Here is a 20,744-nt window from a genome sequence, read left to right on the forward strand (position 1 = left end):
CAGAGGTGGGACAGGGTGAAGGTGTGGCGCTGCAGACCCGAAATGATGGGCGTGCGGCGCTGGATCATTTCAGGCTGCCTGACCAAGCAGGCCCGCAAACAGCGCTCTGCCATCATCGCCGCCATGTGCGGCTTCAATAAGGTTCTCCGGGTGTGGCATCAGACCGAGAACGTTCTTTTGGTCGTTCAGGATACCCGCGATGTCGTTGAGCGAACCATTTGGATTGGTGCCCTCAGCATAGCGGAAGGCGACCTGGTTTTCGCCTTCAAGCCGGTTGAGCGTTTCGGTATCGGCGAAGTAATTGCCGTCGTGATGGGCCACCGGACAGCGAATGATCTGGCCTTGGCTATAGCCACGGGTAAAATCGGTGTCAGCATTGGTGACTTCGAGCTTGACCTCACGGCAGACGAATTTGAGCGACTGGTTGCGCATCAGGGCGCCGGGCAGCAGGCCCGCTTCGATCAGGATCTGAAAGCCGTTGCAGACGCCGAGCACCTTGGTGCCCTTGGCGGCGCGTTCGCGAACGCGATCCATGATGGGAGAGCGCGCAGCGATGGCGCCGCAGCGGAGATAGTCCCCATAGGAGAAGCCGCCCGGAATGACGACCAGATCGACATCGGGCAGATCGGTGTCCTGGTGCCAGACTATGGCCGGGGCAGTACCCGAAATTTTGGTCAGGGCCGCAATCATGTCGCGATCACGATTGAGACCAGGGAAGACGATGACGGCGGATTTCATCGGCTAGTCCTCGCTATGTCAGGAGTTGCGAGGCTCTTTTGGTGAGTCTTGGCGCAAAAGGCAAGGGCCGAGACATGCATATCCCGGCCCGATCGATTCCACTGCGTTTCGCTCGCTACTCGGCAGGGTTGGCCTGCAGCTGGTCGCGGGGCTTGGCCGTGCCAGGCAGGTGGGCCCAGCGGGGCCGCTCAAACAGGAACTTGCCCAAGCCCGTGCGCTGCACCAGCCAGTACAGAACCAGCGGTGAAGTGATGGCGACAGCCATGGTGATGAAGGTCAGTAAGGTGGGTTCAAGGACGCCGAACTTGATCAGCAGCGTACGCGCAATGCCCATCGGGAGGACGAAGGCCACGTAGATGATCAGCGACTTGCTGCCCATCCAGCGCAGCCAGTCCATGACGGGCAGTCGCGTCAGAAGAGCGGCTATGACGCACAGCGCCGCTGTGCCAGCAAGCGCCAGCACCAGGTGAAGACCGGGCAAGCCAGCCAGACCTATCACGGGGTGAATGGGGTCCATTGCGAAGCCGGGCGAGAAGACCAGCGCTGTGTTCAATATGGCCCAGATCAGCAACCCCACAAGGGCCAGGGCATTATTGGAGGTTGCCCAGGCTGTCAGACGGAACAAATGGGGTGCGAGTACAAAGCCAGCATAGAAGAACACGAAATAGGCGGCGAACTGATCGATGGCATAAGCGCCAGTGTGAATGGCGGCCATTTGCAGAATGGCACCGACGGCGAAGACACCCCAGACCGGCGCTCGCAGCATATGCAAAACCTTGGTCACCGCGCTAACAACGGCCAGCATGTAGATGAACCAGAGCACGCCATATGGCTGCACCACCGCCCAGCCAAGCTGTTCGAGTGCGCCGAAGGGGTTGGTGGCTAACAGCCCGACTTTGAAGACGATATGGATGATTGCCCAGAGGGCGTAGAAATACAGGTAGTGAACCACCCGACGGTCGGCAAAGCCACGCCAGGGGCGATCGATGACCTGAGAGAGAAACAGGCCTGAAATCAGAAAGAATTCGGGCATGCGGAAGGGGGTGGCAAAGGCAATCGCCCAGTGGAAAAGGCTGATGCCACCAGTGTCTTCACCCACGCTGGCTGCCGCATACATCATGACTACCAGAAAGATGGACAGGCCCTTGGCCATATCCACCCAATCGAGACGCTTTTGTAGGATTGCCATTGTCCACACTCCGAGAATTGTGTGGCGCAGCCTAATCGTGCGTCCTCTCAGCGAGGTTACCAGCCGCAGATGGGTTTGAGATAGATGCGCGAGTGGTAAGCATTTGACTAAGCCCGGTCAGTCCACTCGGTAGGCAATCTGCATGCCGTCGTCGAAGTTTTTGGAGCGGGCCAGTTCCGTCGTGGCGCGACCCGCCTCAGCAATGGCGGCCAAGGCAGGCGCGCATTCATTGCAAATCAGCCAATAGGGTGTGGGGGTCGTGCCGAACACCGGATCCACCGCGCCTTCGCTTCGATAACGCCAGTCAACGGGCCCAAGCAGAGCGCCGTTGTTGCCGCTGATATAGGAGATATCGTAGGCAGCAGCGATCGGGGAGAGGTTGTAGTCCTGCCAACCGATCAACTGTCTCGATGGATCAAAGCTGGCGCCGGCATCGGACTGGATTACGGCGTAGAGGTCCGGGCGGTCCCAGACCGGATTTTCCAAGCGATTTTTGACCATGGCAATGCCGGCGACTGCCTGTGGTGTCAGCAGGGCTATTAGGACCCAGCGCTTTGCGCCGGGACCGGCGAGGAGGAAGGCCATGACAGTCATCACCATCATAAAGGCCGAGTGCCAGGGGATTCGCCGTAGACGGCGGCGGCCCCCACGGCAAATAGGATTGTCAGGGCCAGCAGGGTGAGCAGGATGGCGCGCTGGTGCCACAAACCATAGCAGAGCAGCGCAAGGCTGAGAATCGCAGTCGGCCAGGTACGCAGGACTGGCCAGGTCAGCGGCCAGGCAAGGTTGTAAGCAATCATGTCCGCCAGGTGCGCGCTGGATGGCGCACTTTCGGGATTACCCAGACCAGAGACCAGCGCGCAGGCGCCAAAGAACAGGCCCAGTGCTGCGGGCGCCAGCAGGGTGGGCAACCGGGCGCCGCGCTGCAACTGGACAAGCAGCCACAAGGCGAACGGGAAGCCTGCGTAGAAATGGAAACCACAAGCGAGTGCCATGACCCAGCTCGCGGCAGTGGAGCGCCCGTTTCGCTCCAGCAACAGGGCGCCCAGTACCGCGGTCAAGACGAGGCTGTAGGGGCGAAAATGATAGCCCCAGTACTGCATTACAACATGCGAACAGAGCAGCAGCGCCAGGATCAGCACATCGCCACGCAGCAGGCGCGCCAACAAAACAGCGTTCACGATGGCGACGACTAGCGTGAAATAGCGGGCCTGCGAAAAATCAAGGAACAGCGAGAGACCGCGCAGGATCCAATACCACAGCGGCGGGTGCCCCTCGCCAGGTATGATGAGGAAATCGGGCAGGCCCGACAGGTTTTGCGCCCATAGCCAGGCTTGGGCTTCGTCGCGCCAAGGCTGATGGCCAACGGCCAGAACACACTGCAACGCAATGTAGAGCAGGACGATAATGATCGCCGCGACGCGGTCGCCCCGGCTGATTGGCTGGCTGGTTGAGCCAGCGGTCAGGTCAGGCGATGCGGCGTGGGACAAGGCGTTCCTCGATCTTATCGTCGCCGGCAGAGCCGCCCTCATGATACTCGGCATCCTCGTTGACGCCCCAGACGTCGTGAACACTGCTGCCAGCGATGATGTTCTTGGCGGTCAGGATGCCGGTCATCATGGCATGGTCCTGATTGTTGTACTTGTGCATGCCGTTGCGCCCGGCAAGGTGCAGATTAGTGAACTGCTCCTCGAGCCCTTCGGTGATGGTGTCGACATTGATCTTGTAGGTATCGTCATAGACCGGATAGGCCTTGGGCTGGCGAACAACCGAGCCATCGATGATGTCCTGAGGCGCTGCCAGGCCGAGTTGACCGATTTCCTGCTTGGCGCGGGCGATAAGGTCGGCGTCGCTCATGTCCCAGGTGTCGTCGCCGGCATTGCAGAAGTATTCCATGCCGTAGCAGGCCGTATTGGGGTCCGGCACCATATCCGGCGACCAGGATTTGAAGTTCTGAATGCGGCCGACCTTGACGCTGGGATCGTGGATATAGATCCAGTTATCATCAAAGCTCTCTTTGCCGCGCGTGATCAGCCCGATGATCAGGAAGTCGCGATAGCGCAGGCCCTTGGCGGCCGCGGCCACAGTGGGGTCTGCATCTGCGCCCAGCATGCGCACCAGTTCATTGACCGCAGCGGTCGAGACCACATGATCGGCTGTGATCTTGGTTTCCTTGCCCTGGGCATCGGTAACAATGGCGATCCACTTGCCGGTTTCGGCGTGCTGGCTGATCGCCGTGATGGTTGAGCCCATCATTATGGTGCCGCCTTGATCGACAATCTTGTCGCGGGCGCGTTCCCACATCTGACCGGGGCCGAGGCGGGGGTAGCGGAAACTGTTGATCAGGGTTTTGATTACCCCGTCACTGCCGGATGGTTTCTTGCCCAGACCGAAGCTCTGGATGATGGCCTGATAGAGATTGAGGCCCTTGATACGCTGGGCGGCCCAGTCGGCCGAAATGTCCCCGCAATCCATGCCCCAGACCTTTTCGGTATAGGTCTTGAAGAATATCTCAAACAGACGGCGGCCAAAATTGTTGACCACCCATTGTTCAAAACTGACCACATTGCGGTGGGGGCGGATCTGCGCCCAACCATAGGATATTACGCAGCGTAGTGCTTCGACCGGCCCAAGCTTGGCCAGTGCGTCGCCGGCTCGCAGCGGGTAATCAAAGAGCTTGCCGTTGTAGTAGATGCGGCTTGAGCGGGGACGCTGCAGCATCTCGTCGCCCATGATCTCGGTCCACCAGGCCTCGACTTCAGCGCTTTTGGAAAAGAAGCGGTGCCCGCCGATGTCGAAGCGATAGCCCTTGTAGTTCACCGTGCGGGAAATGCCCCCGACATAGACGGGATCGCGCTCGACGATAGCGACGCTATGACCGGCCTTGGTCAGCTCATAAGCTGTTGTCAGACCGGCAGGGCCGGCACCAATGATCAGGGTTTCGACATTCATGGGCGCACCGCCGCCTTGTTTGCGAGAAAAGCCAGAACGCCACCGGCAAACGAAACATGCTTGTGGGCGAGGAATGAGTACAGGACGACTAGTCCCACAGCGCCAAGATGGGCGATGCGTTCCTGTGGTGCGGCCACAGGGAGCTGGTTGAGCCAGTCAAAGATGGACAGGGTGAACAGCATTACCAACGCAAAGGCCACGAGCAGTCGCAGCAGCAGTGTGGTCAGCGAAATGACAAGGAAGCTGGTGAATTGCTCATGGGCGGCGCGATCGTCCGGGGCAAAGACAAAGCGCCGGGAAATGACAAAATTCACGCCCATGCCGCATAGAGCACCCAATGCGATGGCCGCGGCATACAGCGTATGCGCGCCAGCGAACCCTGCCGTCAGTAAAAACTGCACAAGCGCAATGTCGACACACGTCGCTGCGCCTGCAGAGACCAAGTAACGTGGAAAAGCGCCCAATAGAACCGCCGACAACAGCTGATAAGTGTTGTCGGAAGGCTAGCCAGTGTGGGTTAACAAACGGTCAGCGCAATCGAAATAGACAGATGTGTCAGATGATTGCGCTCGCAGTTTTGCTAGACGGGGACGGAAGCATAGGCCGCGAAGAGAAGGCCCAGAGTGGCGAAGAACATGACCGAGAGGGAGATGGTTTTGAGCATAGCAAAGGGTCCGGCGTCACTGCTTGACGCGCTCTATCTATCGCCGTGAGGCGTTAATTTGAGATTTCGATCGCGTAATTTTCGATCACGGTGTTGGCCAGCAGTTTTTCACACATGCTGGTGATCTGAGAACGCGCGGCGGCCTCATCAGTTCCTTCCACGACAAGATCAAAAACCTTTCCTTGCCGGACAGAGCCAACATCGGGGAAACCTAGACCCCTTAGCGAGCCTTCGATCGCCTGGCCCTGTGGGTCCAGAACGCCAGCCTTGAGGGTGACCGTGACGCGCGCTTTCATCCGTATCTGCTCCGGCTACTGAACGAGACGCGGACCAGTGGTCAGCGCATTTTCGGTTTCAACAAGAATGCCAAGTCGCTGAGCGACGTCGCGATAGCTTTCGATCAGTCCGCCAAGGTTTTCACGGAAACGATCCTTGTCCATTTTGGCGCGGGTCTTGACGTCCCACAGGCGGCAACTGTCGGGGCTGATCTCGTCAGCCAGCACGATGCGCATCAGATCGCCTTCATAAAGGCGACCGCATTCGATCTTGAAGTCGACCAGCTGAATGCCGACGCCCATGAACAGGCCAGTCAGGAAGTCGTTGACGCGAATGGCCAGGCTCATGATGTCGTCAAGTTCGGCCGGGGTGGCCCAGCCAAAGGCCGTGATGTGCTCTTCGCTGACCATGGGGTCATGCAGCGCATCGTCCTTGTAGCAGAACTCGATGATGGAGCGGGGCAGCTGGGTGCCAGGCTCAAGGCCCAGGCGCTTGACCAGCGAGCCAGCTGCAAAGTTGCGCACAATGATCTCGAGCGGAATGATTTCCACTTCCTTGATCAGCTGCTCGCGCATGTTGATACGGCGGATGAAGTGAGTCGGGATGCCCAGGCCGTTGAGCTTGGTGAACACGAACTCAGAGATTCGGTTGTTCAGAACACCCTTGCCGTCGATGACTTCATGACGGGCGCCATCACCTGCGGTGGTGTCGTCCTTGAAATACTGAACCAGAGTGCCGGGCTCAGGACCTTCGAACAAGATCTTGGCCTTGCCCTCGTAGATTTTGCGTCGACGGTTCATTGGGAATCCGGACCGTTTGGAGGAGGGGAATTTGGCCGCTTCATGCGCCAGAACGGTGCAAAAAAGCAAGCTCTTTCGCATTCATTGACTGGATAGCGGCGCTGCATCGCATGTTGTCGAGCATAAGGCCGCAACGTTGGAGGGGCCGTTGATTTGGTCGTCTGAACCGCCTATGTCCAATGGCGAGCGCCTGTAGGGCGGCAATGTCAAAGGCAAGCGGGAGAGTCGCATGAGCCAGTTTGAAGATCGGGCGAAGGGGCAGGAAGCCAAGTATGCCTTTGACGCCGAGACCAAGTTCAAGGCGGAAGCCCGCCGCAACAAGCTGCTGGGTATCTGGGCCGCAGAACTGCTGGGCCTGACCGGCGACGCCGCCAACGGCTATGCCGCTGAAGTTGTCGCAGCTGATTTTGAAGAAGCCGGCGATGAAGACGTGTTCCGCAAAGTTTCGGGCGACCTCAAGGCCAAGAACATTGCCGTTGGTGACGACGTGATTCGTGCCAAGATGCTGCAGTTGGCCCAGCTCGCCAACGAGCAGGTCGCTGCCGAGGGCTGATCGGTTCAAGAGCCGGCAAGCACTGTTTAGGGAGCTGATCGCAAGATTGGCTCCCTTTTTGATTCCACTTCTACGTACGGCGCTCCGTAGTGTTCCGAGTTACAAAGTGCAGCGGGGATGGCCTTAAATCCCTCTAGAGAGCAGCCGAACGTTGAGTCCGGCGGACTTGAGGGGGATGGTCATGCAGCACGGGGTAAAGAATTTCGAAGTCGTCGCACCGCGATCGCGGTTTTATCAGGGCGGGTTTGGGCGGATGTTCCCCGATCTCAAGCCGTGGAAGCCAGAACTTGCGGCCGAGACAGCGACCGCTCTTGAGCAACACATGCTCGATTTCGCAAATGCGAAAATGACAGCCGCAGATAACGAGGACACGGACTCCACCCTGCCGGCCGGTTACACCTATTTCGGCCAGTTTGTTGATCACGACATCACGCTGGACGTCACGCCCCTCAGTGATGCGGAGGTCGACCCAAACAGGTTGCACAACTTCAGGACGCCTCGGCTCGATCTGGACAATGTTTATGGATTGGGGCCAGATGCTCAGCCTTATCTGTATGAAAACGTGGCAGGGCGGATCAAACTTCGCGTCGGCAGTATCGACAGCAGATTCAGGGATCTAGCGCGCCTCTCACGTGCAGAGGGCGAAAGTCAGACAGCGCTAATCGGGGACCATCGGAATGACGAGAATGCTGTGGTCGCGCAGGTGCAGTTGGCGTTCATCATGGCGCATAATAGTCTGGCCGACGCGGCTTTCGATCTGGGTCTGCAGGGAATGGCCGGGTTTCAGGCTGCACGCAACACGTTGAAATGGCTCTACCAGTGGGTGGTGTGGAACGACTATGTCGCCCGCATCTGTCAGGCGGAGGTGCATGAAACCGCTCTAAGGCATCATCCAGACGCGGTTGGCGAGGCTGCGTGGGAAGCAGGCTATAAGCACGTCTTTGACTGGCGTAATACGCCATATATGCCGCTGGAATTTTCCGTCGCGGCCTATCGCTTCGGACACTCGCTGGTGAGAGACCGTTATCAGACCAACGTGCTGCATGGATTTGGCAGTTTCATACCGATCTTCGCGCCGAACGGCGCGACCCTGATGGGTTTCCGGGCACTGGAAGCAGATCGGGTGGTGCAATGGGACTGGTTCCTGCCGATGACCAGCTCCAGCAATCCATTTCCCCAAATGACGCGGAAATTTGACCCGCGGCTGGCTCAGGCCCTGACCCATCTGCCGGAGGACCCCGAGCGACCAGGCGACAGTGCCAAGATCCTCAACGTACTGGCGGCCCGCAATCTGGTGCGCGGCGTGCGTATGGAACTGCCGGCGGGCACAGCAGTTGCTAAGGCGCTCAATGTGGCGCCGATTTCCCTGTCGGACACCGAACCGGACGCTCTGTGGTACTATGTGCTGCGCGAGGCCGAACTCGATGGTGGGAATTGCCTGGGAAAAGTGGGTTCGATAATCGTCGCGGCGACATTTGCCGGGCTGCTCAAGGGTGATCCGCTATCGTATTTCAATATCGAGCCCGGGTGGACACCCGCCAAGGACACCCTGCTGAAATCGCTGCAGAAAAAGCTGAGCGCGGCCAATAGATCCGCATTGAATGCGGATGCGCACGTTGAGCCGCGACCGGTGGGACAACCCGACTGGACATTCGCTGCGATCATTCGCCTGGCTGGGTTGCCGGTTCAGGCCGACGATTTCGCTCAGCAGTGACTGACCCTGCCGTCACAGCCGCTGCATCAGACGGGTAAACATCAGCAAACCCTCAGGCCAGGGACCATGACCGGAGTCCAGATTGATGTGTCCTGCGTCGCCTGCCTGATGAAAATCGGAGCCCCAGCAGGTGGCAAATTCAACGGCGCGATCGACTGTGCAGAGGGGGTCGTTGTTGGATGTCACCAACATTGAGGGAAAGGGCAGCGGGTCGCGCTGGATGGGGCGAAAGGCATGCATGGCCTCGGGTGCGGCAGAACTAAGGTCAATATCGGGTGGCGCCACCAGAAACGCCCCACGCACGTTGTCGGGCAGGCGGGTGCCAGCCTGAGCCACAGCAATAACCGCCAGAGAGTGTGCCACCAGCACGACAGGTCGCGCCGTCAGGCGGCATGCCTGATCAATGGTAGCGACCCAGTCATCCAGGTCCGGCTCATCCCAGTCGGCCTGTTCCACGATGGCGGCAGTGCCCATGCGTTCGGCCCAGCGCAACTGCCAGTGGCCGTCTGCCACATTGCCCAAACCGGGCAGGATGAGGATATCGCAATCCGCGAGCTTCATGGACTGATCAGTCCTTGCCGGTGCCGAACACGCGGGCGAAGATCGTGTCGACGTGCTTGAGGTGATAGGCGTCATCGAACATGGCATCGATTTGCGCATCACTCAGAGTCACTTGCGGGTCTTCCTTGAGGTTCTGGGCAAACTGACCAGCGCGATCGCCGCGCATTTCCCAAACCTTCATGGCATTGCGCTGGACGGCGGCATAGCTGTCTTCGCGTGAGTAGCCGGCCTGTGTCAGGGCCAGCAGCATGCGCTGGGAATTGTGCAGGCCGCCAAGCAGGTCGAGGTTCTTGCGCATGTTTTCGGGATAGACCACCAGTTTGTCGATAACACCTGTGAGGCGACCCAAGGCAAAGTTCAGCGTCACCGTGGCATCGGGACCAATCATGCGCTCAACCGAAGAGTGCGAAATGTCACGCTCATGCCAGAGAGCGACGTTTTCCAGCGCGGGCGTGACCATGCCGCGCACCAGGCGGGCGAGACCGGTCAGGTTTTCGGTCAGTACCGGGTTGCGTTTGTGCGGCATGGCCGAAGAACCCTTTTGGCCGGGGGAGAAAAACTCCTCGGCTTCGAGCACTTCGGTGCGCTGGAGGTGGCGGATTTCAACGGCAACGCGCTCGACCGAGCTGGCGACAACGCCCAGCGTGGCGAAAAACATGGCGTGGCGGTCGCGCGGGATCACTTGCGTGGAGACCGGCTCAATGCTCAGGCCCAGCTTTTCGGCAACATATTCTTCGACCTGCGGGTCGATATTGGCAAAGCTGCCAATGGCACCGGAAATGGCGCAGGTGGCGATTTCGGCGCGGGCAGCGACCAGACGGGCGCGGTTGCGCGAGAATTCGGCGTAGGCTTCGGCCAGCTTGACGCCAAACGTAGTTGGCTCAGCATGGATGCCGTGGCTGCGGCCAATGGTGATGGTGTCCTTGTGCTCATAGGCACGACGCTTAAGCGCGGCGAGCAGTGCATCGATATCAGCGATCAGCAGATCGGCAGCGCGGGCCATCTGCACAGACAGCGTGGTGTCCAGAATGTCCGAAGAGGTCATGCCCTGGTGCACAAAGCGAGCGTCTGGGCCGACCAGTTCGCTAAGATGGGTCAGAAAGGCGATGACGTCGTGCTTTGTGGTGCGCTCGATCTCGTCGATGCGGGCGACATCAAAGCCGTAATCGCCGTGCTCGGCCTTGCGGGCGTTCATCACCTTCCAGATGTTTTCCGCCGACTCCTTGGGCACCACACCCAGTTCTGCCAGCTTGGAAGTGGCGTGCGCTTCGATCTCGAACCAGATGGCGAAGCGGGTCTCAGCGGACCAGATGGACACCATTTCGGGGCGGGAATAGCGCGGGATCATGGCTTTTGGCTTTCAGGTTCGAAGAATAAGATCAGGCGAGGCGGGTAGAGGCCGCCGCGCGAATGGCGGAAATGCGGGGAGCGTAGGTGGCAGCATCATTGCCGCCATAGACCGAGGAGCCTGCGACAAAGACGTTGGCGCCTGCTTCGGCTACGGCGCGGGCATTGTCGGCGGTGATGCCGCCATCGACTTCAAGATCAATGGGGCGCGCACCGATCAAGGCGCGGGCCTGGCGCAGCTTGTTGAGCGTCTCGGGAATAAAGCTCTGCCCACCAAAGCCAGGATTGACCGACATCACCAGCAGCAGATCGATGTCTTCGAGAACATGATCAAGCGCTGAAACAGGCGTTGCCGGGTTGATCGCCACACCGGCCTTCTTGCCCTCGGCCTTGATGGCCTGGAGCGTGCGATGCAGATGCGGGCCGGCTTCGGCATGGACGGTGATGATGTCGGCGCCAGCTTTGGCGAAGGCCGGGATATAGAGGTCCACCGGCGCGATCATCAGGTGTACGTCAAAAGGCTTGGTCGTCACCTTGCGCACCGAGGCCATGACCAGTGGGCCAAAGCTGATATTGGGGACAAAGTGACCATCCATCACATCGACATGGATGTAGTCAGCTCCCGCCGCATCAATGGCCGCCACTTCCTCACCCAGGCGGCTGAAATCAGCTGACAGGATTGAGGGGGCGATACGGATCGGGCGCGTGGTCATGGAGATTATACCTCAGCCGAGCAGGGATGGGGCTGGAATATAGCGGGCGGGGGGCGAGGGCAAGGGCGCGGTGTCGCCCTGAGCGGTACCATCGCGGAATTTGAAGAAGGAAGAGGGCACCCTCCGCTGTGCAGGCAGCGGCTTGGATCGATACCGATCCAGCCGAACTAGGCAGTGTCGAGCGCAGGGGACAAATGTTCGGCGGCGCTGCGAACCATGTCGAGATCGGTTTCGAACTTGAGGCGCTCGGTCTCGCGAGCCGCCTGGTCGGGAATGCGCAGCAGATAGGATGGGTGGTTGGTCACAAAAAGGATGGTTCCGTCTGTCATGGGGATAGGCGCGCCGCGCAATGCCGAGATCGTCACCGGCTTGCCAAGCAAACTCTGTGCGGCCGTTGCGCCCAGGGCGACGATGATTCTGGGTCTGACTTGTGCGATCTCCAGATCGAGCCAAAACTTGCACGCCTGAACTTCCCCGCCGTCGGGACGCTGATGGATACGCCGCTTGCCGCGTGGGATAAACTTGAAGTGTTTGACGGCATTGGTGAGGTAGACGCGGTCACGGTCAATACCGACCTTGATGAGCGCAGCGCCGAGCACCTTGCCCGCTGGTCCCACAAACGGTTGGCCGGCCAGATCCTCGTGGTCGCCTGGCTGTTCGCCTACAAACATCAACTGGCCCCGTTCGGGGCCATGGCCAAACACGGCTTGTGTCGCGTGCTCGTGGAGCGGGCAGCGCTGGCAGTTCTGCACCGCGGCCAGGGCGTCGGCGAGGGTGGTGAGCGGCGCAAACGGGGCGCCTGGCTCAGGTAACCTTTCCAGTTTCTGGAGATGGCGAGACGGTGGCTGGCTGGCGTTTCGTTCGATCATCTGCTGCACCGACTCTCTGGCGCCCCGTATCAGTGGGGCAATGAGTTCGGCTTCGGGCAGATTGCGCCAGTATTTGACGGGCATCTCCGATTTCATCATGGCAACCTTGAGCCGGGCGGGGTTGAAGATCGAACTGAAATAGGTCTTCCAGTCATCCTCGACGGCGTCCTCGCTAGGCACGTCCGCTTTGCTGCCACCCTCGCCGAAAGTCAGCTGATTACCGTCCCAGGCGGCAGACCGATAAGGCGTGACGATCGCCCAGTTCATGCCGTCAAATCGGCGAGCGAAGAAGGGGGCCGTTATCTCAAGGCTGAAATGGTCGGGTTCGAACCAAGCCGCGAACCGCGCAATGCCGCTATCGTCCGCAACGGTTTTGAAGCGAACAAAGGCCTTCATCTTGTGACTGTCGCGGCGCACTGCGCTCGCCATTTTGTTCAGCCGTGCCACATCGACATCGGTGGCCAGATCGAGAACATGACGATCGCGCTGCAGCCGCCATAGAACGCTGTAGAGCAGGGCAAAGCGCTGCGGGTCTGAGTGGCTGACAACAGTCTGCGCCAACGCGAGGAAAGCCGGCGGGACTGCATTGACTGGCCGATTGCCATCGGGAAGCGGATCCGCTGTCTCGAACAGTTCCGGTTCGGCATCAGGATCGCGCCATACCACTTCATCTGGCTCTAGTCCGGCGCGCAGTAGGCGCCGCGCCGCCAAACGCCACTCGTCGAAGTCGTTGAGCGCATGCAGGTGAACCAACTGCATCAGAACAGGCTCAATTGCTGTGGCGGTGGCACCAGTCGCGCGCGCAGTTTGCTGTCATCGGTCAAGTGGCCGGGGGACCAATCAGCCGCCTCGATAAACGGGCGCACCTTATCGATTGAACCTGCGATGCGCGCCACGTCGTCCAGCCGCAGGCGGTGGTGACGGCGGGTCACAAGTATACGATCGACGCTGCGCGTACCCAGTCCGGGTACGCGCAATAGCATCTCGCGGTCGGCGCGGTTCACGTCAACGGGAAACAGGGCGCGGTTGCGTAGAGCCCAGGCAAGCTTGGGATCGATATCAAGATCGAGCAGGCCATCGTGGCCGCCAGAAATGATCTCCGGGACATCAAACCCATAAAAGCGGATCAACCAGTCCGCCTGATACAGGCGATGCTCTCGCATCAAGGGCGGCGCCTTGAGCGGCAAGCGAGAGCTGGCGTCGGGGATTGGTGAAAATGCCGAATAGTAGACGCGACGCAATTTGTAGCCGGAATAGAGACCTGCAGCGCGATGCAGGATCGCCCCGTCATCGGCGGCGTCGGCGCCTACGATCATCTGTGTTGATTGTCCGGCCGGGGCGAATTTGCGTGGTTTCGCCTTGGCCTTGCTGTCGGGCGCAGCCTCTTCCAACTTGCCACGCACACGTGCCATAGCCGTACGGATTTCGGCGGGCCGTTTCTCAGGTGCCAAAGCTTCGAGCCCCAGATCGGTTGGCATTTCGATGTTGGTCGAGAGCCGATCCGCCCATAGTCCTGCCTCCGCCAGTAATTCGGGCGTAGCGTTGGGGATGACCTTGAGGTGGATGTAGCCGGCGAAGTGGTGATCCTGCCGCAGGCTCCGCGTCACGCGTACCAGTTCTTCCATTGTATAATCCGGCGAGCGGATTATGCCCGAGGAGAGGAACAGGCCTTCGATGTAGTTTCGCTTGTAAAAGTCCAACGTCAGTCGGACAACTTCTTGTACAGTGAAGCGTGCACGCGGGACGTTGGACGAGGAACGGTTCACGCAATAGATGCAGTCATAAACACAAAAATTGGTCAGCAATATCTTGAGCAGGCTGATGCAGCGACCATCTGGTGCATAGGAATGGCAAATACCGCTGCCTTCAGTTGAGCCAATGCCGCCCGTGCCCGCGCTACTGCGCTTCTCGGTACCGCTTGATGCACAGGATGCGTCATATTTCGCGGCGTCAGAGAGTATTGCCAACCTTCGGCGCATGGTGAGCGCAGCCATAGATGTTCCCTTTATGTTCACATGCAGGGATAGCTGATCCATTGCGACAGCGCGTTAAAAAAAGACATGTGACGGATCTGCAGCGCAAACACTTTTTGGCGAGCGTCACGTGCGCCCGCCTTGCAGTCGTCTCGTAGGTCGATTTCAGGGGTAAGATGCCTTTTGGCGCAGAATTTTGTCTATTGCCTTCCCCTTGGCCAGCTCGTCTATCAGTTTGTCGAGATAGCGGATCTCGCGCATGGTGGGCTCGGCGACTTCTTCGACGCGTACCCCGCAGACCACGCCGGTAATCAGGGTGCGGGCGGGGTTCATCCGCGGCGCTTGGGCGAAAAAATCCTCAAAGCTGGTTGCGCGCGCCAACTCGTCGTCGAGCGATGTCTGGCTGTGGCCGGTCAGCCAGCAGATGATCTGATCGACTTCCGCCTTGCTGCGTCCCTTCTTTTCCGCCTTGGCGCGGTAGAGCGGATAGACGCTGGCGACGCTGACGGCATAGAAGCGGTGGCTGCTCATGACTTTTCTCAGCGCTCCAGAATTCTTTAACCTCAGAGTAGCCGAGTTCAGCGAGCCCGCAAGGTGGCGTTAGCAGGCTCGCGGGATCATCACATCGCGGCGAGGCGACAATGGTGCGCATTGCTTTGTCGGGCCGGCGCGGTAGAACTGCGGCGCAATCGGGGAGCGTGAGCGTTGGAATTTTCTTTGCCTCTGGTGTTTGGCGCGGGCGTGCTGAGCTTTCTGTCGCCGTGCGTGCTGCCGCTGGTGCCGCCCTATCTGACCTATATGAGCGGCGCGAGCTTTGATCAGTTGCGCGATGAAGGCACCAGTGCTGGGGCATTGCAGCGCCGCGTGGCATTCACATCGCTGTTCTTCATTCTGGGTTTCACCGTGGTGTTTGTCGCGCTGGGTGCCACAGCGACGGCGTTTGGTCAGGCATTTCGTCAGTTACTCCCCATCCTGACACCGATTGCGGGTGTGCTGATCATTGCAATGGGGCTGCATTTCCTAGGTGTTTATCGCATTGGACTGCTTGATCGGCAGATGCGCCATCAAGGCCCTGGCGTGGCGAGCGGGCCGCTGGGCGGGTTTCTGCTTGGTCTTGCCTTTGCCATTGGCTGGACGCCCTGCATCGGGCCCGTTCTGGCGGCGGTGCTGAGCGTTGCTGCGAGCAAGTCAACTGCTTGGGAGGGCGCGGGACTGCTGGGCATTTATTCGCTGGGACTGGGTGTGCCATTCTTTCTGGCGGGCATAGCGGTGGGGCCGTTCCTCGCTTTCTTCCAGGGTTTCAAACGACATCTGCATACTGTTGAACGGGTGATGGGCGGTCTGCTGGTGCTGACAGGGGTGCTGTTCCTGACGGGCAATTTCACTCGGCTATCCTACTGGTTCCTCGAAACATTCCCGGTGTTGGCCAATTTTGGCTAGGCCGTAAGACCTGCTTAACCGTGGTCACAGAAGCGTGAATTGTTCTGGTCAAGTTCAGTACTGGTTTACCGGTCCACGGCACACTGCGGCTCATGAGTGGAACCCTGACGCCAGCGCTGGCAAATACGACACCGGTAGCACCAGATATGGCGCCGCGACCGGTGCCTGTCGCCGATGCGCATGGCGCGATCAGTGTCGTGGTGAGCCACGATCTGGCTGAAGTCGAAGCGGTCTGGCGCGAATTGACCGACAAGGCCATCGAGTCGCCCGGTCAAAGTTTTGATTTCATTCGCGCCTGGGTGGCGCATCGCAAGATAGCATCGGCCGACCAGCGCTACGTCGTGGGCCGTGTCGAGGGGGCGGCGGTAGCGCTGTTGCCTCTGCATCGCAAGCGGGTGCATGGCCTGCCAATCATGACCTGGTTTCCCGGCGCCAATGCGGGGTGCTACGCCCCGGTGGCTGATTCCGACAGGCTTGCGGCTTTGGGGTCGGCGGGTCGCTGCGCGTTGTGGACCGAGATGACGAGCGCCCTGGATGGTGCCGATGTGGTCTATCTGCGGTCGATCCCCACCGAGGTGGGAGGGCACCAGGGCCTGTTTGATGAATTGGGTGCCACCCTGGCGGTGGAAACGCTTTACCGTAGCCAATATGGCAGCTGGGAAGAGTGCGACAAGCTGCAGCGCAACAAGTCGCGGCGCAAGCATGACCGGCAGCAGGGCGACCGTCTCACGGCGATGGGGGCGGTCAGCTTCGCCGAGATCAACAATGGCGACGATACCCAATGCGCGATTGAGACCATGTTCCGGCAGCGCTCGGCGCGTTTCAAGGCACAGGGAATTCGCGATACTTTCGTGCAGGATGGTCTGATCAGCTTTTACCACGATCTGGCAGCGGCCGGATCGGGCGTCGATGTGCGGTTGCATGTGCTCCGGTTGGACGACCAGATCGTCGCTGTGCGTTACAATGTGGTGCACAATGAGCGTATGTTCTGCCTGATTTCCTCGATGAGTGACGACGTGGCAATCCAGAATGGCTCCCCGGGCAAGCAGTGCCTGTTGCGGGTGATGCAATCGGTGTTCGACAATGGTACCGCTGTATTTGATATGGGCAGCGGCTTTACCGACGAGAAGCGCCATTGGTGCAATGTGCAGATCCCATTGCAGCAGCACTATATCGGCCTAACCCGACAGGGTGCCCTGATCGTCAAGGCGCATCAGATTTTCCAGAAGACGCGTGCTCGCATTAAGGCAAGCAAACGCCTCAAGTCGGCTTTCCGAAGCGGTCGGCAGCTTTTTGAGCGGCTCAGCGGCGCAGTCCGACCGACCGGTTCGGCAGGTAGCTCAGATTAATTTGAGCCCACGTAGCGACGCGTGCCCGGTTTTGCCAATAATGATGTGATCATGCAGCGTAATGCCTAGTGGCTTGGCGATGTCGTGGATTTCCTTGGTCATCCGCACATCGGCAGATGATGGCGCGGGGTCGCCCGATGGGTGGTTATGTACCAGAATCAATGCCGTGGCTGACAACTCCAGCGACCGCCTAATCACCTCGCGGGGGTAAACTGGTGTGTGGTCAACCGTGCCGGTCTGCTGCACCTCGTCGGCAATCAGCCGGTTCTTCTTGTCCAGAAACAGAATTCGGAACTGCTCGATGGATTCGTAAGCCATCTGGCTTGAGCAGTATTCAATCAGTTGCGACCAAGACGACAGGATAGGCTGCTCGGCATCAATCCTGTCACGGCCAAAGCGTGCCGCGACTGCCTGGATAACCTTGATATGGGCAATGGTGGTATCGCCCAGCCCCTTGATCTTGGCCAAGCGCGCGTGGCTGGCGTTGAACACGCCTGAAAAGGAGCCAAACTCCCGCAATAACGTCTTGGCCAGCGCCTTGGTGTCACGCCGGGGGATCGCCAATTGCAGGGCAAGTTCGAGCAGTTCGTAATCTTCGAGCGCGTCGCCGCCGATTTTCAGAAAGCGCTCACGAACGCGTTGGCGATGGCCAGCATGATCATCGGGAGCAGCGTTGAGCGCTGGGAAACCGGCCTCGGCGAATTCGTCGGGCCGGTCGCTCATCATGCGGCCCGTACGGCCAGCGGGTTGAACAGACCGCCGGGGGAGAGGGTGAATACCTCATTGCCGGTTTCAGTGATGCCGATGGAGTGCTCGCACTGGGCTGACAGGGTTCGGTCACGGGTGACCGCCGTCCAGCCATCGGAAAGAATTTTGACGTCCGGTCGACCCAGATTGATCATTGGCTCGATGGTGAAAATCATCCCGGGCTTCAGCGGCACGCCGGTGCCGGGCTTGCCGAAGTGCAGGATATTGGGCTCGTCATGGAACAGCTTGCCCAGACCGTGACCGACAAAGTCACGCACTACGCTCATGCGTTCGCCCTCAGCCAAGGTCTGGATCGCGTGGCCGATGTCGCCGGTGGTGTTGCCCGGCTTGGCTGCTTCGATGCCAGCAGCGAGGCTGGCATAGGTGACCTCAATCAGGCGTTCCGCCTTGCGGGATATTTCGCCGACCGGATACATGCGGCTGGAATCGCCATGCCAGCCATCGACCACCAGGGTCAGATCAACATTGACGATATCGCCTTCGCGTAGTGCCCGGTCATCAGGGATACCGTGGCAGACCACATGGTTGATCGAGGTACACAGCGAGTGGCGGAAGCCCTTGTAGAATATGGTCGCGGGGACCGCGCCATTGTCGCGCGCAAACTCATAGGCCACCTTGTCGATAGTGGCGGTGGGGACGCCGGGCTCAACATACTCACTGAGGATATCGAGTGCCCTGGCAGCGAGTGCGCCAGCCTTGCGCATGCCCTCAAACCCTTCCGCGCCATGCAGCGGAATGACGCCGGGTGTGCGGCGAGCTTTGGCAGGGGCGTCGACAAAGGTAATCATCAAGAACTCCGGTTGGTGCCAACGAAAATAGTCGCACCGGCGCGCGATTGGAAGGCCAACAGCGTCGCTTGACGTGCTAATCGCTGCGGGGCATTGCTGATCCCCCACCACAGTCAGGGAAATTCCATGTCCAGCGCAGACAGCGTAACCGCCGGCCTTCTGGTAATCGGTGATGAAATTCTTTCCGGTCGTACCAAGGACGTCAATATCGGCGCTACAGCCGATTTTTGCACCGATCTGGGTATCGACCTGATGGAAGTGCGGGTTGTCAGCGACGTAACCGACGACATTGTCGACGCGGTCAACGCCCTGCGGGCACGCTATACCTATGTGTTCACCACCGGTGGCATCGGCCCCACTCATGACGACATCACAGCCGATGCTGTCGCCAAGGCGTTCGGTGTAGCGCTGCCAATCAATGCGCAGGCGCGTGAGATGCTGGAATCGCGCTGGAAGCAGACCGGAACCGAGGTCAATGAAGCACGTCTGCGCATGGCCCGCATTCCCGAAGGCGCTGACCTGATCGTCAATTCTGTCAGTGCCGCGCCGGGCTTCCGTATCGGTAATGTGCATGTGATGGCCGGTGTGCCGGTAATCATGCGCGCCATGCTTGAGGCATTGGTGCCGACGCTTCGAGGCGGCAAGAAGGTACTCTCTGTCACCATCAAGGCTGCGGTCGGGGAGGGGACAGTAGGTGGCCCGCTGGGGGTATTGCAGGAACAGTATCCCGACGTAAAGATGGGCAGCTACCCGCAAATGGGGCATGATCGGGTGATGACTGAACTGGTCTTGCGTTGCTCGGATGCGGCTCAGCTCGAAGAGGCCGCCAACAAGGTTCGGGCCATGGTAGCTGAGGCACATGCCAAGGCTGGTATTGCCGCACCCGCAGAAGACTGATTGGCGTGGGGCGTCAGCTTTGCTAAACAACGCCCTTCCAAATTCAACCGGGCGCACGGCGTCGGTGCAGGAGAGATGATTTGAGCGATCCCAACCAGAAGTCGTTCCCGGTGACATGGGACCAGTTCCATCGCGACAGCCGCGCCCTGGCGTGGCGTCTTGCGGCGCTGGGCCCCTTCGATGCCGTTGTGGCGATTGCACGTGGCGGTCTGGTGCCCGCGGCCATCGTGGCCCGCGAGTTGAATATCCGCACCGTCGAGACTGTCGCCGTCAAAAGCTATGACCACCAGAATCAGGGTGGCATCAAGGTGCTCAAGGAAATCAGCCAGTCGGTTCTGGATCTGGCCAAGACCGGCGCCAAGGTGCTGATCGTGGATGATCTGGTCGACACCGGCTCAACCGCTCGTGTGGTCCGCGAAATGCTGCCCGGCGCGCATTTCGCGACGGTCTATGCCAAGCCAAAGGGCAATGAGATGGTCGACACCTTCATCACCGAAGTCAGCCAGGACACCTGGATTTTCTTCCCGTGGGATCTCGACGTTGCCTACGTCGCCCCGATCAGCGGTGGGACCGACTAGCCGACCCTGGACCCGTGGCGGGCGTGGTGGAATGGTAGACACACCGGACTTAAAATCCGGAGGGGGTATCCCCGTGCGGGTTCAAGTCCCGCCGCCCGCACCAAGGATTAAGAAGCGCTATTAGGCGTGGGCCTGCAATGGCCGGTCGAACGGAAGAATCTCGGCACACTCAAAATCGGCGTCTGCGTCATCTGGAATGTCCAGAATGGGCGCAAGCCCGGCGATTGCGGCGCGCAGGATGACCTCGTCGGACTGGCCCAGATTGCCAAAATCGAGAAGATACAGCATCGCTGCGGCTACATCGTCCAGCGAACGGGCTGGCGGTGGGGTCTGCAGGGCTTCGAGCAGCGGACCGTACGAGCTGCGAACGGCTTCAGCACCATTGGTGCCCTCGCGCATCAGAATGGCATAGCTTGCGACCTCGTCACGGAAGTCGGAGATCAGTTCCGAGAGGTCTTCGTTGATTGGTGCAGTCATGTCGTATCCACCTTTCCTGGTGCGATATTGGCTGTCTCGATGGTCTCGCCAGTAGCCCTTGGAAACAAGTCAGGAAAATCCCCCGCTCCCGGCATGGG

At 59.6% G+C, this 20,744-nt stretch carries 23 protein-coding genes and 1 tRNA gene; 7 read left to right on the forward strand and 17 right to left on the reverse strand.

Going from position 1 to position 20,744, the window contains the following annotated elements:
* Window positions 1-69: 69 nt before the first annotated feature.
* The 8 genes from purQ to purC all read right to left on the reverse strand — a co-directional run bounded on the left by purQ (window position 70) and on the right by purC (window position 6,619).
* Window positions 70-738 carry a phosphoribosylformylglycinamidine synthase subunit PurQ gene (gene purQ / locus AC0L37_RS06205; protein ID WP_212657544.1) on the reverse strand — a complete coding sequence of 223 codons (669 nt, stop codon included), beginning with the start codon at window positions 736-738 and terminating at the stop codon, window positions 70-72.
* A gap of 115 nt (window positions 739-853) precedes the next feature.
* Entirely contained in the window at window positions 854-1,927 is a 1,074-nt protein-coding gene (locus tag AC0L37_RS06210; protein ID WP_282221689.1) for an acyltransferase family protein, read from the reverse strand.
* A 117-nt stretch (window positions 1,928-2,044) separates the two neighbouring features.
* Window positions 2,045-2,512, reverse strand: a complete 468-nt coding sequence (locus AC0L37_RS06215; RefSeq protein WP_282221688.1) for a hypothetical protein — start codon at window positions 2,510-2,512, stop codon at window positions 2,045-2,047.
* A gap of 14 nt (window positions 2,513-2,526) precedes the next feature.
* Window positions 2,527-3,417: a hypothetical protein gene (locus AC0L37_RS06220; protein ID WP_473314635.1), complete on the reverse strand. Its 891-nt coding sequence runs from the start codon at window positions 3,415-3,417 to the stop codon at window positions 2,527-2,529.
* Window positions 3,395-4,879: an NAD(P)/FAD-dependent oxidoreductase gene (locus tag AC0L37_RS06225; RefSeq protein WP_282221686.1), complete on the reverse strand. Its 1,485-nt coding sequence runs from the start codon at window positions 4,877-4,879 to the stop codon at window positions 3,395-3,397. Before AC0L37_RS06225 ends, AC0L37_RS06220 begins: the two co-directional genes overlap by 23 nt.
* Window positions 4,876-5,280, reverse strand: a complete 405-nt coding sequence (locus AC0L37_RS06230; protein WP_473314637.1) for a GtrA family protein — start codon at window positions 5,278-5,280, stop codon at window positions 4,876-4,878. Before AC0L37_RS06230 ends, AC0L37_RS06225 begins: the two co-directional genes overlap by 4 nt.
* Window positions 5,281-5,596: 316 nt before the next feature.
* Window positions 5,597-5,839, reverse strand: coding sequence for a phosphoribosylformylglycinamidine synthase subunit PurS (gene purS / locus AC0L37_RS06235; protein ID WP_212657549.1), 243 nt, complete (start codon window positions 5,837-5,839; stop codon window positions 5,597-5,599).
* A 15-nt stretch (window positions 5,840-5,854) separates the two neighbouring features.
* Window positions 5,855-6,619, reverse strand: coding sequence for a phosphoribosylaminoimidazolesuccinocarboxamide synthase (gene purC / locus AC0L37_RS06240; RefSeq protein WP_212657550.1), 765 nt, complete (start codon window positions 6,617-6,619; stop codon window positions 5,855-5,857).
* Between the two features lie 229 nt (window positions 6,620-6,848).
* Between purC and AC0L37_RS06245 the strand changes: the two genes are divergently transcribed.
* Both AC0L37_RS06245 and AC0L37_RS06250 read left to right on the forward strand, forming a co-directional pair.
* Entirely contained in the window at window positions 6,849-7,172 is a 324-nt protein-coding gene (locus tag AC0L37_RS06245) for a DUF1476 domain-containing protein (protein WP_282221684.1), read from the forward strand.
* A 181-nt stretch (window positions 7,173-7,353) separates the two neighbouring features.
* Window positions 7,354-8,886 (forward strand): peroxidase family protein, encoded by a 1,533-nt coding sequence (locus AC0L37_RS06250; RefSeq protein ID WP_473314644.1) that lies wholly within the window; start codon window positions 7,354-7,356, stop codon window positions 8,884-8,886.
* 12 nt (window positions 8,887-8,898) lie between these two features.
* On the opposite strand, the gene AC0L37_RS06255 is transcribed toward AC0L37_RS06250, so the two are convergent.
* From AC0L37_RS06255 to AC0L37_RS06280, 6 genes are all read right to left on the reverse strand, one after another.
* Window positions 8,899-9,447, reverse strand: coding sequence for an RBBP9/YdeN family alpha/beta hydrolase (locus AC0L37_RS06255; RefSeq protein ID WP_282221682.1), 549 nt, complete (start codon window positions 9,445-9,447; stop codon window positions 8,899-8,901).
* Window positions 9,448-9,454: 7 nt separating this feature from the next.
* Window positions 9,455-10,795: an adenylosuccinate lyase gene (gene purB / locus AC0L37_RS06260; RefSeq protein WP_282221681.1), complete on the reverse strand. Its 1,341-nt coding sequence runs from the start codon at window positions 10,793-10,795 to the stop codon at window positions 9,455-9,457.
* A gap of 31 nt (window positions 10,796-10,826) precedes the next feature.
* Complete coding sequence (gene rpe / locus AC0L37_RS06265) at window positions 10,827-11,507, reverse strand: ribulose-phosphate 3-epimerase (protein WP_282221680.1); 681 nt, start codon at window positions 11,505-11,507, stop codon at window positions 10,827-10,829.
* 167 nt (window positions 11,508-11,674) lie between these two features.
* A complete protein-coding gene (locus AC0L37_RS06270; protein ID WP_282221679.1) occupies window positions 11,675-13,135 on the reverse strand; it encodes a UdgX family uracil-DNA binding protein in 1,461 nt (486 codons plus the stop codon).
* Window positions 13,135-14,370, reverse strand: coding sequence for a putative DNA modification/repair radical SAM protein (locus AC0L37_RS06275; RefSeq protein ID WP_282221678.1), 1,236 nt, complete (start codon window positions 14,368-14,370; stop codon window positions 13,135-13,137). Before AC0L37_RS06275 ends, AC0L37_RS06270 begins: the two co-directional genes overlap by 1 nt.
* Window positions 14,371-14,514: 144 nt before the next feature.
* The gene (locus AC0L37_RS06280; RefSeq protein WP_282221677.1) at window positions 14,515-14,880 is read right to left on the reverse strand and encodes a DUF2200 domain-containing protein; all 366 of its coding nucleotides are present in this window, start codon (window positions 14,878-14,880) and stop codon (window positions 14,515-14,517) included.
* A 174-nt stretch (window positions 14,881-15,054) separates the two neighbouring features.
* Here AC0L37_RS06280 and AC0L37_RS06285 point away from each other — a divergent pair, with 174 nt between their 5' ends.
* Both AC0L37_RS06285 and AC0L37_RS06290 read left to right on the forward strand, forming a co-directional pair.
* Window positions 15,055-15,789, forward strand: coding sequence for a cytochrome c biogenesis CcdA family protein (locus AC0L37_RS06285; protein WP_282221676.1), 735 nt, complete (start codon window positions 15,055-15,057; stop codon window positions 15,787-15,789).
* Window positions 15,790-15,881: 92 nt separating this feature from the next.
* Complete coding sequence (locus AC0L37_RS06290) at window positions 15,882-17,138, forward strand: GNAT family N-acetyltransferase (protein ID WP_282221675.1); 1,257 nt, start codon at window positions 15,882-15,884, stop codon at window positions 17,136-17,138.
* Here the strand turns inward: AC0L37_RS06290 and radC are convergent.
* Together radC and map are read right to left on the reverse strand one after the other, a co-directional pair.
* Window positions 17,130-17,864 carry a RadC family protein gene (gene radC / locus AC0L37_RS06295; protein WP_212657561.1) on the reverse strand — a complete coding sequence of 245 codons (735 nt, stop codon included), beginning with the start codon at window positions 17,862-17,864 and terminating at the stop codon, window positions 17,130-17,132. The two genes, AC0L37_RS06290 and radC, sit on opposite strands and share 9 nt — an antisense overlap.
* Window positions 17,861-18,691 (reverse strand): type I methionyl aminopeptidase, encoded by an 831-nt coding sequence (gene map / locus AC0L37_RS06300; RefSeq protein WP_212659109.1) that lies wholly within the window; start codon window positions 18,689-18,691, stop codon window positions 17,861-17,863. The genes radC and map overlap by 4 nt, the downstream gene beginning before the upstream one ends.
* A 129-nt stretch (window positions 18,692-18,820) precedes the next feature.
* Between map and AC0L37_RS06305 the strand changes: the two genes are divergently transcribed.
* The 3 genes from AC0L37_RS06305 (at window position 18,821) to AC0L37_RS06315 (ending at window position 20,272) form a co-directional block, all read left to right on the forward strand.
* Entirely contained in the window at window positions 18,821-19,591 is a 771-nt protein-coding gene (locus AC0L37_RS06305) for a competence/damage-inducible protein A (RefSeq protein WP_282221674.1), read from the forward strand.
* An 80-nt stretch (window positions 19,592-19,671) separates the two neighbouring features.
* Complete coding sequence (gpt, locus tag AC0L37_RS06310) at window positions 19,672-20,169, forward strand: xanthine phosphoribosyltransferase (RefSeq protein WP_212657563.1); 498 nt, start codon at window positions 19,672-19,674, stop codon at window positions 20,167-20,169.
* A gap of 17 nt (window positions 20,170-20,186) precedes the next feature.
* Window positions 20,187-20,272: transfer RNA gene (locus AC0L37_RS06315), tRNA-Leu, on the forward strand.
* 17 nt (window positions 20,273-20,289) lie between these two features.
* Here AC0L37_RS06315 and AC0L37_RS06320 read toward each other — a convergent pair.
* Window positions 20,290-20,646 carry a hypothetical protein gene (locus AC0L37_RS06320; protein ID WP_282221673.1) on the reverse strand — a complete coding sequence of 119 codons (357 nt, stop codon included), beginning with the start codon at window positions 20,644-20,646 and terminating at the stop codon, window positions 20,290-20,292.
* Window positions 20,647-20,744: the final 98 nt, after the last annotated feature.

This window comes from Devosia sp. J2-20 (assembly GCF_055808475.1).

Excerpts from the sequence above, each read along its gene's own strand:
- AC0L37_RS06250 (WP_473314644.1), top strand. The coding sequence starts at position 7,354 with ATGCAGCACGGGGTAAAGAATTTCGAAGTCGTCGCACCGCGATCGCGG.
- purS (WP_212657549.1), bottom strand. The coding sequence starts at position 5,839 with ATGAAAGCGCGCGTCACGGTCACCCTCAAGGCTGGCGTTCTGGACCCA.
- AC0L37_RS06225 (WP_282221686.1), bottom strand. The coding sequence starts at position 4,879 with ATGAATGTCGAAACCCTGATCATTGGTGCCGGCCCTGCCGGTCTGACA.
- purC (WP_212657550.1), bottom strand. The coding sequence starts at position 6,619 with ATGAACCGTCGACGCAAAATCTACGAGGGCAAGGCCAAGATCTTGTTC.
- AC0L37_RS06280 (WP_282221677.1), bottom strand. The coding sequence starts at position 14,880 with ATGAGCAGCCACCGCTTCTATGCCGTCAGCGTCGCCAGCGTCTATCCG.
- AC0L37_RS06270 (WP_282221679.1), bottom strand. The coding sequence starts at position 13,135 with ATGCAGTTGGTTCACCTGCATGCGCTCAACGACTTCGACGAGTGGCGT.
- AC0L37_RS06305 (WP_282221674.1), top strand. The coding sequence starts at position 18,821 with ATGTCCAGCGCAGACAGCGTAACCGCCGGCCTTCTGGTAATCGGTGAT.
- AC0L37_RS06245 (WP_282221684.1), top strand. The coding sequence starts at position 6,849 with ATGAGCCAGTTTGAAGATCGGGCGAAGGGGCAGGAAGCCAAGTATGCC.
- AC0L37_RS06210 (WP_282221689.1), bottom strand. The coding sequence starts at position 1,927 with ATGGCAATCCTACAAAAGCGTCTCGATTGGGTGGATATGGCCAAGGGC.
- AC0L37_RS06275 (WP_282221678.1), bottom strand. The coding sequence starts at position 14,370 with ATGGCTGCGCTCACCATGCGCCGAAGGTTGGCAATACTCTCTGACGCC.
- rpe (WP_282221680.1), bottom strand. The coding sequence starts at position 11,507 with ATGACCACGCGCCCGATCCGTATCGCCCCCTCAATCCTGTCAGCTGAT.
- purQ (WP_212657544.1), bottom strand. The coding sequence starts at position 738 with ATGAAATCCGCCGTCATCGTCTTCCCTGGTCTCAATCGTGATCGCGAC.
- AC0L37_RS06290 (WP_282221675.1), top strand. The coding sequence starts at position 15,882 with ATGAGTGGAACCCTGACGCCAGCGCTGGCAAATACGACACCGGTAGCA.
- AC0L37_RS06215 (WP_282221688.1), bottom strand. The coding sequence starts at position 2,512 with ATGGCCTTCCTCCTCGCCGGTCCCGGCGCAAAGCGCTGGGTCCTAATA.
- AC0L37_RS06255 (WP_282221682.1), bottom strand. The coding sequence starts at position 9,447 with ATGAAGCTCGCGGATTGCGATATCCTCATCCTGCCCGGTTTGGGCAAT.
- AC0L37_RS06320 (WP_282221673.1), bottom strand. The coding sequence starts at position 20,646 with ATGACTGCACCAATCAACGAAGACCTCTCGGAACTGATCTCCGACTTC.
- purB (WP_282221681.1), bottom strand. The coding sequence starts at position 10,795 with ATGATCCCGCGCTATTCCCGCCCCGAAATGGTGTCCATCTGGTCCGCT.
- radC (WP_212657561.1), bottom strand. The coding sequence starts at position 17,864 with ATGATGAGCGACCGGCCCGACGAATTCGCCGAGGCCGGTTTCCCAGCG.